The organism is Amphibacillus marinus (assembly GCF_900110345.1).
In the GTDB taxonomy this organism is placed as follows: Bacteria; Bacillota; Bacilli; order Bacillales; family Amphibacillaceae; genus Amphibacillus_D; species Amphibacillus_D marinus.
Genome location: NZ_FODJ01000004.1, coordinates 60,932 through 74,036, shown reverse-complemented (window position 1 = coordinate 74,036; position 13,105 = coordinate 60,932). Strand labels below are relative to the sequence as shown.

13 protein-coding genes are annotated in these 13,105 nt (G+C 37.8%); 3 read left to right on the top strand and 10 right to left on the bottom strand.

Annotated elements, in window-relative coordinates; translation table 11 throughout:
• Positions 1-2 precede the first annotated feature (2 nt).
• Positions 3-662, bottom strand: coding sequence for an RNA polymerase sigma factor (locus BM000_RS07440; RefSeq protein WP_177178249.1), 660 nt, complete (start codon positions 660-662; stop codon positions 3-5).
• A gap of 141 nt (positions 663-803) precedes the next feature.
• Entirely contained in the window at positions 804-2,258 is a 1,455-nt protein-coding gene (locus BM000_RS07435) for a glycoside hydrolase family 1 protein (protein WP_091496430.1), read from the bottom strand.
• Between the two features lie 247 nt (positions 2,259-2,505).
• On the opposite strand from BM000_RS07435, the gene BM000_RS07430 reads away from it, so the two are divergent.
• Positions 2,506-3,225, top strand: a complete 720-nt coding sequence (locus BM000_RS07430; protein ID WP_091496428.1) for a MurR/RpiR family transcriptional regulator — start codon at positions 2,506-2,508, stop codon at positions 3,223-3,225.
• Positions 3,226-3,527: 302 nt separating this feature from the next.
• Positions 3,528-4,712, top strand: coding sequence for a DUF4317 domain-containing protein (locus tag BM000_RS07425; RefSeq protein WP_091496426.1), 1,185 nt, complete (start codon positions 3,528-3,530; stop codon positions 4,710-4,712).
• Between the two features lie 64 nt (positions 4,713-4,776).
• Here the strand turns inward: BM000_RS07425 and BM000_RS07420 are convergent, their stop codons facing one another.
• The 8 genes from BM000_RS07420 to BM000_RS17180 all read right to left on the bottom strand — a co-directional run bounded on the left by BM000_RS07420 (position 4,777) and on the right by BM000_RS17180 (position 12,936).
• The gene (locus tag BM000_RS07420; RefSeq protein ID WP_091496424.1) at positions 4,777-5,949 is read right to left on the bottom strand and encodes a GTP-binding protein; all 1,173 of its coding nucleotides are present in this window, start codon (positions 5,947-5,949) and stop codon (positions 4,777-4,779) included.
• Positions 5,950-5,963: 14 nt separating this feature from the next.
• Positions 5,964-6,494 carry a dCTP deaminase gene (gene dcd / locus BM000_RS07415; RefSeq protein ID WP_091496421.1) on the bottom strand — a complete coding sequence of 177 codons (531 nt, stop codon included), beginning with the start codon at positions 6,492-6,494 and terminating at the stop codon, positions 5,964-5,966.
• Between the two features lie 15 nt (positions 6,495-6,509).
• A complete protein-coding gene (locus tag BM000_RS07410) occupies positions 6,510-7,700 on the bottom strand; it encodes a GTP-binding protein (RefSeq protein WP_091496419.1) in 1,191 nt (396 codons plus the stop codon).
• A 28-nt stretch (positions 7,701-7,728) separates the two neighbouring features.
• Positions 7,729-9,408: a nucleoside recognition domain-containing protein gene (locus BM000_RS07405; protein WP_091496417.1), complete on the bottom strand. Its 1,680-nt coding sequence runs from the start codon at positions 9,406-9,408 to the stop codon at positions 7,729-7,731.
• The gene (locus BM000_RS07400) at positions 9,402-10,514 is read right to left on the bottom strand and encodes an NAD(P)/FAD-dependent oxidoreductase (RefSeq protein ID WP_091496415.1); all 1,113 of its coding nucleotides are present in this window, start codon (positions 10,512-10,514) and stop codon (positions 9,402-9,404) included. The genes BM000_RS07405 and BM000_RS07400 overlap by 7 nt, the downstream gene beginning before the upstream one ends.
• 49 nt (positions 10,515-10,563) lie before the next feature.
• Positions 10,564-10,833, bottom strand: coding sequence for a 30S ribosomal protein S14 (rpsN, locus tag BM000_RS07395; protein WP_091496413.1), 270 nt, complete (start codon positions 10,831-10,833; stop codon positions 10,564-10,566).
• Between the two features lie 268 nt (positions 10,834-11,101).
• Positions 11,102-12,553 (bottom strand): ABC transporter ATP-binding protein, encoded by a 1,452-nt coding sequence (locus BM000_RS07390; RefSeq protein ID WP_091496410.1) that lies wholly within the window; start codon positions 12,551-12,553, stop codon positions 11,102-11,104.
• Positions 12,554-12,591: 38 nt separating this feature from the next.
• A complete protein-coding gene (locus tag BM000_RS17180) occupies positions 12,592-12,936 on the bottom strand; it encodes an energy-coupling factor transporter transmembrane component T (RefSeq protein ID WP_177178248.1) in 345 nt (114 codons plus the stop codon).
• A 74-nt stretch (positions 12,937-13,010) separates the two neighbouring features.
• Between BM000_RS17180 and BM000_RS16990 the strand changes: the two genes are divergently transcribed.
• Positions 13,011-13,105: hypothetical protein (locus BM000_RS16990; protein WP_342708161.1), on the top strand; the 95-nt coding region annotated here is incomplete at its 3' end.

The window sequence follows — 13,105 nt, the reverse complement described above, 5'->3', positions numbered from 1 at the left end:
TGCTAAGCACACATGTAAATGGTTGCGGATTGCCCTAATGATTGCTGACTGATCGCATACAATGTTGCTACAGATAATTGCTCGTTCAGTAGCTGGGATAGTAATTGGTGATCACCACTTTGTAACGCTTGAACATACAATTGCACACGAAGGATTGACTCTTCGTCCGCCAACTCAACATCTTTATCTAATTGACCCCGGACATATCGATCAACATTTTGCCTTGCACGAAATAAGCTTGCTTTAACCGCTCCAAGAGACGTTTGTGTTAACTGCGCGATTTCTGCTAATGAACAATATGTGACATCCGCTAACAAGAACATAATAAGCTGTTTAGTCGTAAGGTGGGTAACAAGCAAATTTAATAGACAAGTAAGCTCACTTGTATCACTCACTGCTCGACTTGGAATTTGCAAAAGCGCCTCTTGGTCAATATTTGTGCAAGGTAAATTCTTACGACGCCTTTGATCAATCCATAAATGCTTTGCGATGGTCGTGAAATACGCTGTAGAAACTGTAAACTCCTTATCACCCAGTCGTTGGTAGGCTTTAAGCCACGTTGCTTGCATTAAATCCTCCGCATCATGATAATTTTGTGTAAACAATAAGCACGCCTTGCGCAGCGAAGATTGATGTTGCTGCCAACTTTCATTAAAATGCATGTTATTTACCCCCTTCATTTACTTAAACGAGAGAAATCTAAAAAAAGATACGGTCTAACCCTTATTTTATCAAAAAATAAAAAACATGACGGCAAAAAGAAAAAACCTCTATGTTATAGAGGTTTTTTCTTTTTTTACCATTTAAGTTAGATCAGCACCATTTGACTCAATGACTTTTTTATACCAATGGAAGGATGCCTTCCTTTTCCGTTCAAGGGTTCCATTGCCATAATCATCTTGGTCTACGTAAATAAAACCATATCGTTTTGACATCTCAGACGTACTTGCAGAGATAAGATCAATACAGCCCCAGCTAGTGAAACCTAACACCTCAACCCCACTCTCAATGGCCGCTCCTACCTGATCAATATGGGCACTTAAATACGCAATGCGATAATCATCCTGAATTGACCCATCTGATTCTACCTTGTCATATGCCCCTAAACCATTTTCAACAATGAACAAAGGAACTTGATAACGATCATACATTTTTCTTAACGTTGTTTGTAATCCTTTCGGGTCAATCTGCCAACCCCAGTCTGATGCTTCTAAATAAGGATTTTTTATGCCGCTAAAGAAGTTTCCCTTATCCTTCGCTTTGTCAGGATTTCCACTAGCTACCATAGACATATAATAACTAAATGACAAGAAATCGACTGGATGTGCGGCAAGAAGTTCTTCATCCCCTGGCAACTTCTTAATTTCAATACCATTCTTTGCAAAATAGCGTAACATGCTAGTGGGATATTGACCTCTTACTTGGACATCGGTAAAAAAGAGATTACGCTGATCAGCCTCTAAAGCAGCCAGTACGTCATCAGGGTGACACGTTTCAGGATAGGCTTCCATTCTTGCTAGCATACAACCAATTTGTGCATCTGGAATACTGTCATGGCAAGCCTTCACTGCTAACGCACTTGCAACAAACTGATGATGTAAGGCTTGATAGATAGACTGCTCCTGATTAGCTAGGCGATCAACTAACATCCCACTACCAATATAAGGCGCTAAAGATGAAACGTTAATTTCATTGAAAGTTAACCAGTACTTTACTTTCTCTTTATAACGGTCAAAAAGTACTTTTGAGTATCTAACAAAAAATTCAATAACACGTCTATCCTCCCAGCCATTGTACTCGCGCACCAAGTGTAAGGGCATTTCGTAATGAGATATCGTGACTAATGGTTCAATGTTATATTTCAAAAGCTCATCAAAGACACGATCATAAAATGCAAGGCCCTCTTCATTTGGCTCTAACTCATCTCCATTAGGAAAGATACGCGGCCAGGAGATCGACATGCGATATGTTTTAAACCCCATCTCAGCAAAAAGTGCAATATCCTCTTTGTAGCGATGATAGAAATCAACGCCTCTTCTTTTTGGGAAGTTATCACCTTTCTCACCTGCCAATAGCGCTTCAAGCTCAGCCTCACTTTTGACATCCATCTCAATTTGTTTACGCTCTTCCTTAGGTACAAACGTCACCATATCAAAAATAGATAGGCCTTTACCGCCTTGATCAAACGCTCCCTCCACTTGATTTGCTGCTGTTGCCCCACCCCAAAGAAATCCTTTTGGAAAACGACTTTTTGTCATTCTACATTCCTCCTGTTTAAGTAAATAATTAATGTCTATCTTTAGCTTACCTTGCCCTAGCTAACTTTAATAGCTACTTTTACATTTCTGTTCTAATTATCCTGCCTAGTTACTTGTGACAAAATTGTAACACACTGTGTCATATGATATACTTTGATTTATAAGCTTACTTCGTCATAATGATTGGCTATTAAATTAACGCAATACGCTTGTTGTTATTCTTTTCATTAAGAAAGCAGGGATTTAGGTGTTCACAAGTCAAATAATTTCATCATTTAATGATTTAGAGATGGGCATTTATCATTATATTTGTCAGAATATCGAGAAAGTTGCCTACATGCGCATTAGAGAGCTTGCAGACGCTACCCATGTTTCAACTGCAACCATTCTGCGATTCTGTAAGAAGCTTAATTGTGAGGGCTTCTCAGAATTTAAAACCAAGCTTAAGATGGAGCTTCAAGAAGGGAAAAAGCAGCCAATTAAAAGTAGTCAGCATGCGATACTTGAATTTTTTGAACGGACGCTTCATGCTGATCGTGATGAACAGATTGGACGGGCTGCCAGTCTTGTTTCGGACGCAGAAAATGTTATCTTTATTGGTAACGGTAGCTCTGGTATCTTGGCCGAGTATGGGGCAAGATACTTCTCAGGTTTAGGCAAATTCTCGACTTATATTAAAGACTTCTCTTATCCCTTACATGCCAAATTAAAAAATAAAAGTGTGACAATTGCTTTATCAGTCTCAGGAGAGAACCCTTTTACTATTTCTCAGGTAAATAAGTTAAAGCAAGAAGGAAGCAAGATTGTTAGTATTACCAATAACAAACTTTCAACAATTGCCAAGATCTCTGACGTCAATATCTCCTATTATATTACGGAAGAGTTTAATCTCCATACCAACGTGACCACTCAAGTCCCAGTTATTTTCCTAATTGAAACTATTGCACGAGAGATCTATCAGCTGTAGAATATAATTAGCGAATGATTAGCAATCAACCGACTTTATCTGATGGGTGTGAGTCACTATTTATCTCATTTCAGGAACGTTAGTGTTACTTTGGTCTTTTACGTTATTATTACTTAAGTTTTTTCTAGCAGCTCGATTTGAAATCCATCCTGGACCGTTGTTTGTTTTTTTTATTCTTATCGGTTTTTGCTTAAGTGGCTATTTCTATTACTTACATTACAAATCAACAAACAGCAACTGCTAAGCACCGCTCAATCCAAGGTGAGCGGTGCTTTTGAATTGCTAATACAGGAGGTCTGACCATGAATAAAAAAGATATTGCTAACCTAAAGAAGCAATTTAAAAAAGAAAATGATTTATTACATATCAGTGAGATATTTAATGTTTATATTATGAAGGAATCGAGTGAGGTCTATCATCAGCAGAGTCGACCCTTTAATATTCTAGATCAAGATGAACAAGAGCTGTTTCTAGCGAACTTTAAAAAGGTATTAACGGGGGCAATTGATGAAAAGCTGTTTGAATTAAAATTTCAAACTGATTGTGAAGACCCAAGTCAGCTTATTCTCCACCAAGGCTTACTTACTGATAATGGTGAAGATTGGAAAGCACAAATGCTGAAGCTAGTAGAAAAAATGCTCGCTGAGCGTGAGTACGATATGGATATTGTTGTTACCTTTGTAAAGGGCGATTACTTAAAACCAATGAAGAAATCGAATACGGATACAGAAGAAAGTGACCGGGATGCGGTTTATTCTCATCAATTTATTTTGTGCAGTATGAATAAAACACAGGACCCTAAAAAGGAACTCCTTTTTGACTATGTCGAGAAAGCCTTTAAATATAATGTCATTGTTGATCCGATTATTAACTTAACTCAACCAATTGGCGGCTTTCTATTTCCGTGCTTTACTGACAATAGTGCCGATGTTAATCACATCCTTTACGCAGCACCAAAAGCAAATGAACCAGATGTAGAATTTATTGATACGGTCCTTAATGCTGAGGAGTCGATTACTGCTCAAGAGGACAAAATTATCTTTGAAGAGATTGTCCGTGATGCAGTTGGGCATAAATTAAATACAGCTACACTTGCTAATGTTTATGAAGAAATTAATCGCGTTGTTGAAGAACAAGATTCAGAGGAAGAAATCGCTCGGCTTGACTACAAAGATGTCGAACAAGTCTTGAAGCATAGTGGGGTTGAAGATATTGATACTGAGAAAATCCAGACAGCCTTTCATAATGTGATTGATGACGACCAATATGAGTTAAAAGCCAAAAATATTGTCCCTAAATATAAATCAAAATCGATTAAGATTAATACAAAGATTGCCAATGTTGCTGTTAGTCCTGAGGATTTACGGCACGTGCGCCAGGTCCACTTCGCTGGAAAACGTTATTTAATGATTGAAGTTGAAGAAGATACTATTATTGATGGTTTTACCATGATTCCAGAGTTATTTGGGGAGAAGGCTGAAGGCTAAGCTAATAAGCGAAGAAGAGCGAACAGCTTAATAAACGAGCTGCTCACTCTTTTTAACACTTTCACTACAAAAAAACTGGTAAAGGATCAGGGAAATCCTGAGCACTTTCTCGTTCTGCTTTAGTTAACAAGCAGGCATCTAGCTCCTGCTCAATAGCAATTTTATTAAGATTATGACCAATGAAAACGAGTTCAGTCATACGATCGTCCTGATAATCAGCCCAACTCTTTGCCAACTCCGGCTCCCGCTCAAGCATTTCCTCACGCTCTTCTGTGGTATGGCTTATTAGCCACTTACCTGCAGCCTCAATAGTTAGCATTGAACCTGCCTGTGAGAGCAGGCAAGCGATATTAGGACGAGATATAAGCCAGAAAAAACCCTTTGCACGGACAATCTGTTTTGGCCAGCAATCTAACCAGTTAGCCAGACGTTGGGGGTGAAAAGGTTGGCGTCTTCGATAAACAAACGAGTTAATTCCATACTCCTCTGTCTCTGGAACGTGCTCTTCATTCAATTCCTTAATCCAGCCTGCTCCTTGACTTACTCGCTCAAAGTCAAAGCTTCTTGTATTTAACACATCCAACGGATCAACCTGACCAAATTTTGTCAAAATAATTTCGGCATCTGGATTCAGCTTTTTTAGTAGACCTGTTAAGAAGTTAGTACTTTCTTCTGGTACCTGATCTGTTTTATTTAGTACAATAACATTTGCAAATTCAATTTGATCAATTAATAAGTCTACAATACCACGTTGATCATCCTCACCTACCGCTATTTTACGATCAAGCAACAACTCTTCTGACTGATAATCCTGCCAAAATTGCTGTGCATTAACGACGGTGACCATCGTATCAAGTTCAAATAGTTTATTTAAGTCAATGTTTAGCTCTTCGTCATAATAAACAAAACTCTGCGCTACTGGAATTGGCTCTGACACTCCACTAGATTCAATGAGAATATAATCAACATCTAGCTGTGCAAGCTTTTCAAGTTCAATTATTAAATCTTCTCTTAGAGTACAGCAAATACAGCCATTACTCATTTCAACTAAATTTTCTTCAGCTCGAACAAAGCCACCATCCTTTACTATCTTCGCGTCGATATTAATCTCACTCATATCATTAACGATAACAGCAACCTTTAATCCTTGCTGATTAGTAAGCAGGTAATTAAGTAATGTTGTCTTACCCGAACCTAAAAAACCACTTAAAACTGTAACAGGTATCCTTTTTCTCATTCTAATCCCCACTTTTAATCTAGATAGATTTTACTTGCTGTTGCCCCATGCTGAAGTAAGTACTTCCCATGATAGCCTGCTGTCGTTTGATCAACCTGAGCAATAACAAGCTGACAAACACGCATACCTACCTTTAGTTTAACCGGGACACGATTTGCATTAAACAGCTCAAGTGTCACTTGACCGTTAAAGCCTGGATCAATCCACCCCGCATTCTGTATAAAGACACCTAGCCTACCAATTGAGCTTCTTCCCTCTACGAAAGCAGTCAAATTATTAGGAAGATGTACTGTCTCTATAGTTGTTGCTAACATAAAGGTATGGGGAGGAATAACAACAGATTCTTCCTCGCTAATTGTTAATTCATGATAATGAGCATTATCATTGACTGACAGCATCGGAGTAGACATCTCATCAAGGATAAGAAAATGTCCACCTAACCGTAAATCAATTGACGCTGGTTGAATGGTTTGAGGTTCAAAGGGTTCAATAGTAATCTGATTAGTTTCAATCATTTCTTTAATTGTTTGACCCGATAAAATCATTTCTGCTTCCCTCCACTAGGCTAACTGCCAACCATATGGATCAGGATACTTTGACCAATCCTCTTCCATTTCCAGATCACTTAATAAGCAGTGGTCAAGGTCAGAATTAATTTCTTCTGCATTCATATCAATACCAATAAAGACAAGCTTCGTATGACGATCGCCATGCACATCGTCCCATAAATCCTGTATTTCTTGATTTGATTGAATAATTTGCTTTTGTTTTTCAATTGGCAACGAAGCAACCCAATAAGCAACAGGCTCAACTTGAACAGAAGGTCCAGCTTGGGATAATAGTAGAGCCAGTTTATTATGAGAGGCACACCATACTATTCCTTTTGCACGAACGATTTCTTTTGGTAAATTTTCATACCAGCTAATAAGTCGCTCAGAGTGAAACGGTCGTCTGGCCCGGTATACAAATGAACCAATGCCATACTCCTCAGTCTCAGGTGTGTGATTAGCGGCTCCAACATTTAATTCCTGAATCCATCCTGCAGAATCACTTGCCTGATCAAAGTCAAATAAACCAGTATTTATAATTTCACTAGGATCAACTTTACTTTTTACTGTTCGAATGATTTTGGCACGAGGCTGAAGCTTTGCTATCACGCCCTCAAGCTTTGTTAGCTCGTCTTCTGAGACTAAATCAATTTTATTAAGGATTAACACATCACAGAACTCAATTTGATCAATTAAAAGATCAGCGATATGACGTTCATCATGCTCACTAACTTCTTGCTTTCTGTTAAGCAGCAAATCTCCCGAACCAAAGTCAGCTAAAAAACGATTAGCATCAACAACAGTTACCATGGTATCTAATCGACAAATTTTTGTGAGATCAATATCCATCTCCTCATCGATGTATGAGAAGGTTTGTGCAACAGGAATAGGCTCACTAATTCCTGATGATTCAATAACGATGTAGTCAATCGAACCTTGCTTCACAAGTTTCTCAACTTCGACCAATAAATCTTCACGAAGTGTACAACAAATACAACCATTTGACATTTCCACTAGTTTTTCCTCAGTCCTTGAAAAACCGCCCTGAGTTTGAACTAACTCGCTATCAATGTTCACTTCACTCATATCATTAACAATGACAGCAACCTTCAATCCTTCGCGATTATGCAAAATATGATTTAAAAGGGTTGTTTTCCCAGACCCTAAATAACCACTTAATACAGTTACAGGAATTCGACTCACTAGATTTACATCTCCTTTTTTATTTTCATTAAATCCATAAGAAAAGTAGGGCTAAAAGCCCCGTACTAACTATGCTAGTAACAAATTGTTTAATCATCATTGAACCTGCCGTTCTCCAATTTAACTCTCTTCCAACACTAACAATTGTAACAAGACAAGCAGACAATGTAGATGCTAGGTAAACTAGCAAAAACACTTGATTAATTGATAAATGACTTAGCATCATGCCTTGCCCTTGATTCAAAATCATTAGCCCGTCCTTTCTCAAAAAGGAAAAAACTAATCCTGGAGCAACCTCGCCAGGTAAGGAAAAGATAGAAAGGATTGGGCTTATTAATTGACTTACCCAGGTTAACACGTTAAATAATTCAAGAAATGCTGCGACGACACAGATAATTAAAAAGATTGGCATCGCTTGAAATAGAAATTGCTTAATGACCTCGGATACCTTCCAAGCCATAGCTCTCTTGTCAATACCCTGCAAAGGTGGCAATGGAGCTACTCGATTTAAATCATGCTCCTGAGTTCCTGACCAGATTTTTGTATGGATAGCCCCGACAAGGCAAAGCAGGCTAATGTATGGAAGAAATAGCAATGGTGCCCCTACAGCATTAAAAATAGAAAGTGTTGCTCCAATTTGATAGCTACATGCTGATCCGAAACTTATTAAGGAAACACAAGAAGCTCTTGTGCACTGGCTACAACTTCGACTTTGCATAACCGCTACGACATTGCATCCAAAACCAGTCAGAACAGGTAGTAAATCGCGTCCAGTTAAACCCATTTTTCTCATCCAAGGATCTAATGATGAAGTTAAGTGCTCTTGTAAGCCAGTCTCTTCTGTTATTACCGTCATCACACTCATTAACAGTACGACTGGGAATGCCCAAATAAATGAATAGCTTCCTAGTGTCAGTAGACCGTAATCACCAACCATCAACACTGCCCACCATTCAGCCGTTCCTTCAAATAGTTTGGCAATTGGTTCGAGAGCATACAATTCTACAAGAGGCTCTAACCAAACAACAAATAGATAAGACAAGTAGACTGGCACAGCAAAGATTAACATGATTATTAACAAGGCAATAAGAGAACCTATAATAGGTTCTTGCAGAAATAATAGTTTCTGTGGTTCATTATTACTTAACTGATCAGGTAAGAATGTTAAAACACTGGCTGTTGCTCCCCATATAGCAGATTGTTTTATGCAATTCATTACATTATCTTGCATTTCTGAAGTCAGATGCCTAGCATTAACCCATGTAACAGGCACACCTAATAATGCTTTTATTCTCTTCTGCTCAAAAGGTTTTGGTTCATACTTATCTGCATATGTTACAACAATCGCAACACGCTTCCCTTTTAAACTAACTTGCTTATACAAGTTTAGCAGTTCAGTTCTTAAGCGAGTTGACATCACAACAACTAAGATGACTTCTGACCAAGAGGCTTCTTTGGTATAACTTAGGGCTAGCTTGGTCGTCATACTATCGCCTTCTACTTGGATACCCGGGAGATCAGTTAACCGTATACTTGTATTCGCTATTGTTTGTGCTTCTCTTGCTGAAATAGTGGACCCTTTTACATTGCGCGCTACTGACCGATGATCCCCTGTTAGTTGGCGAAAAATTGCTGATTTGCCAACTGATTCAAAACCTATCATGGCAGCATTTAGCATAGTCGCTTGCTTAGACTCAACCCCTAGCATTGACAAAGCTCTCCACACATGGATAAGTCATTAAGTACAAAGTTCTCTTGTCGATAAGCCTCGATAGCAGTTAAATCTAGCCCTAATTGTTTACCAATTGCATGTGCAACTACCGCAAAACGCTGACGAAACTTATAAATATAGCAAAAAATATGAGAACTATGACGCAACTCTGGGCCGACAATGTACAGCCCCTTCGTCACTACTGATTCATCTTTTTCATTCACCAATGCTTTCCCATGTTCACCATACTTAATAAGATTACTAATTATACTTGTTCCACCAATAAAACCAGTCGCTAAGATTGGACGTTCCTTCGTTAACAAGCTCGATCCATTATTTGTATAGACATGATAACCATTTTGATCTGCTTTTAAATGAGAAACCCCAGCTTCTTCAATAATTTCAATGTGCCCCGAATTAATGTAAGATCTAACTCGGTTATAAGTATAGGTTGATAAAGCGATACTCGGATCGCTGTTACCTGTTTCCCATGTTTTAGACTTGGCAAGAACCTTTGAGCATTTACCTAGACGGGCCAACTGATAAGCCGCATCCATCCCACTTTCAAATCCACCTATAATAATGTAGTTATCTCCTTTTAAATCACTCCATGAATTGACATGACTATTATGTCTGGCATGTTGTGCGCCAGGAAATGGATTTAAGTTGGGGTAACAGTACTCACCAGCCGCCCAGATAACATATTTACTCTTGTAAAACCCTTTATTTGTTATTACTTCAAACTGGTTATCGTGCTTTTCTATTTTGTTAACGTAAACCCCTGTTTTTATTGGTATGTCAAAGTGATCTACTATTAATTCAAGGTATTGCGTATAAGCCTCTCCAGTTGGATGCTCCATATCTAACGTAAATGCTGGAGATGTTTTGGGTACAATTGCATTTAAATCTGTTTGGCCATACCCTTGCGCTGGGAAAGAAGGGGTAATGAAGCGCATCTCTTTTGGCCATCTATGAAATGATCCTCCAATCCCCTTTTGTTCAAGGATAAGATAAGAATGGCAATTCATTTGACTGAGTAGGGCTGACACACCAATACCCGATGGGCCAGCGCCAACAATGATAACATCGACAGTTTGCTCCATATTAGCTCCAACCCCTTTTCTTGATTAAACAATTAATGTTATTAAGGTCTTACCAGCTCGCTTTTTTCACACCAGGAATTTGACCTTTATGCGCATATTCACGAAATGCAATACGAGACATATTAAATTTACGCATATACCCTCTTGGACGCCCAGTAATTTCACAACGGCTGTTCAACCGTGTTGGTGAAGAATCTCGTGGTAACTTTCTCAAGGCTTGATAATCACCTTTTGCTTTTAACTCTCTCCGTAAATCTGCATACTGTTCAACAAGGGCTTGACGCTTTTTTTCTTTAACTATTTTAGACTTCTTAGCCATATTACTCATCCTTTCAAATTAAACTAATTCAAAAAAGTAAATCGTAATGATTACGTTTTAAGAAAAAGTATACCATTTTTAATCATTAAAGTAAATAGTAACGATTACGATTTATTTTTTTAAAAAAAGGGCTAGTTCTAGAACAGTATTATACTGAACTTAAACTAACCAATCTGGTAAATTTCTTTAGAAAACTTAACATTCGAGCAGCTTTGCGCACTTTTCACAATTTAAATTTTTTCCTCATATCATATTTCACTATTAATGACTAAAACGTTAATAAATTTTCAAGGGTAGATCCATCCAATTGTTCTTTTCTTAGGTCTAAGACAACGCCGGTGTGATCAAGCATTACCACACGATCACAAATTTCTGCAATTAGCTCCGGATCGTGAGTAATAATGAGCGTATAATGATCAAGTGCTGCTTCTTTAATTATACTTGAAACTCTTAACATATTTTTACCATCAAGACCTGAAGTCGGTTCATCAAAAATTAGCACGTGTCGCTGTTGAAGAAGACCAACTGCAATTATCAAACGCTGCCGCTCACCACCAGATAAATTATATGGGTGTGTAAATCTTACATGCCATAAATCAAACTTCTTCAGCAGCTTTTTAATCTGATCCGCTGAGCTTTGCACATGACCAATAAGCAGCTCATTATAGGAACTATCACCAAATATTTGATAAATAGAATCTTGCATAACCATCCAGACCGATTTTAAACGCTCTCTCTTATTTAATGGTTTCCCAGCTATGAGAAAATGCCCAGTCATGGCTTTCTGTGTACCAAGAATAGTTTTGGCAAAACTTGTTTTACCAACACCATTCCTTCCAATAATAGCTATAATTTCTCCTCGACTTTGTGTTAAGTTAATCGAATTTATCAACTGTTTTCTTTTAACAGCAATACTTACATCATTTAAAACTAAGGGATCTTTATCAGGTATTTCTTTTGTTAGCCGATCAGGTTTAATAGCTTTTATACTTAACTTACGGATACCAAGCTCTCCTCTAAGTGCATCTGGCAGTGAGAAAAACTCCCTATTAGTATAAGTCTTCATTACTTTACCTTCCTGAATATAGATAAAGCGGTCGACAACATCACGTAAGTAGTAGACACGATGCTCAGCAATAATAATGGTTTTCCCAGTATCTTTAACGCTTTGCAACAGTTTTTTAAGTAAATTTGTCCCTGAAAGATCTAAATTTGAGCTTGGCTCATCCAAAATCAGCGTGTCACTATCATTTATTAGAGCAGTTGCAATAGCTACCCTTTGCTTCTGACCACTAGAAAGAGAGTCTAAAGCGCAATCTAGCAAATGGCTAATGTTAATTAGCCGTGCGATTTGCTTAACTTTCTGCTCAATAAAACCTCTTTCCAACCCATTATTCTCAAGCTCAAAGTCTAATTCATCCTTTACTTTATATGTAAAAAATTGGCTTTTAGGATCTTGAAAAACAACACCAGTTTTTTTAATATAAGCTTCATAATTAGCTTCTGTTACCAACTCTCCGTTTGTAAATAACTGCCCTGAGAAATGGTCTTCTTGGTAGAAATGCGGAATTAAGCCACTAAAGACTTTTAATAAGCTCGACTTACCTGATCCTGATGCTCCTACAAGTGCAATACATTCACCTTCCTTAACAGCTATGTTTATGTTACTTAAAATGCGTTTTTCATTTTTAATAAAATTTATATTACTTAGTGTTAGCATACATTTTACCCCTCGTTCAAATAATCACCGTAAAAAAATCAGCCAGCTAGAAAAATAAAAAGCAACGTAAAAAGGATGGGGAGTATTAGCAGGTCAAATTGAGTCAAAGAGTTAGAGTAAAGGGTTGTACGCCGCTTCTCAATATCCATACCTCTCATAAAGCCATTCATGGATAAATCTTCACCTAAGCTAATAGTTCGCATTAATAACGGGACAATTGAGTACTCAAATATTCTTAAAGGATGCTGCCAATTTCTTATGTGCTTGTAAGATATCCCTCTCAACATTGCTGCCTCTTGAAAGGTCTTGTTTTCACTAATAAGAACAGGAAAAAACCTTAGCATAACACCCAACGTTGTAACAATATTTTTTTTTAGCCTCATTGCTTGTAAGGCAGAAATGAGTTGTCCAGTTGGTACCTCACTTAAAGAAGCACCTAAAATTAAAGTTGGTAAAAATGGATATTGTTGTTACCTTTGTAAAGGGCGATTACTTAAAACCAATGAAGAAATCGAATACGGATACAGAAGAAAGTGACCGGGATGCGGTTTA

Excerpts from the sequence above, each read along its gene's own strand:
- BM000_RS07440 (WP_177178249.1), bottom strand. The coding sequence starts at position 662 with ATGCATTTTAATGAAAGTTGGCAGCAACATCAATCTTCGCTGCGCAAG.
- BM000_RS07435 (WP_091496430.1), bottom strand. The coding sequence starts at position 2,258 with ATGACAAAAAGTCGTTTTCCAAAAGGATTTCTTTGGGGTGGGGCAACA.
- BM000_RS07425 (WP_091496426.1), top strand. The coding sequence starts at position 3,528 with ATGAATAAAAAAGATATTGCTAACCTAAAGAAGCAATTTAAAAAAGAA.
- BM000_RS07420 (WP_091496424.1), bottom strand. The coding sequence starts at position 5,949 with ATGAGAAAAAGGATACCTGTTACAGTTTTAAGTGGTTTTTTAGGTTCG.
- dcd (WP_091496421.1), bottom strand. The coding sequence starts at position 6,494 with ATGATTTTATCGGGTCAAACAATTAAAGAAATGATTGAAACTAATCAG.
- BM000_RS07405 (WP_091496417.1), bottom strand. The coding sequence starts at position 9,408 with ATGCTAGGGGTTGAGTCTAAGCAAGCGACTATGCTAAATGCTGCCATG.
- BM000_RS07400 (WP_091496415.1), bottom strand. The coding sequence starts at position 10,514 with ATGGAGCAAACTGTCGATGTTATCATTGTTGGCGCTGGCCCATCGGGT.
- rpsN (WP_091496413.1), bottom strand. The coding sequence starts at position 10,833 with ATGGCTAAGAAGTCTAAAATAGTTAAAGAAAAAAAGCGTCAAGCCCTT.
- BM000_RS07390 (WP_091496410.1), bottom strand. The coding sequence starts at position 12,553 with ATGCTAACACTAAGTAATATAAATTTTATTAAAAATGAAAAACGCATT.
- BM000_RS17180 (WP_177178248.1), bottom strand. The coding sequence starts at position 12,936 with ATGAGGCTAAAAAAAAATATTGTTACAACGTTGGGTGTTATGCTAAGG.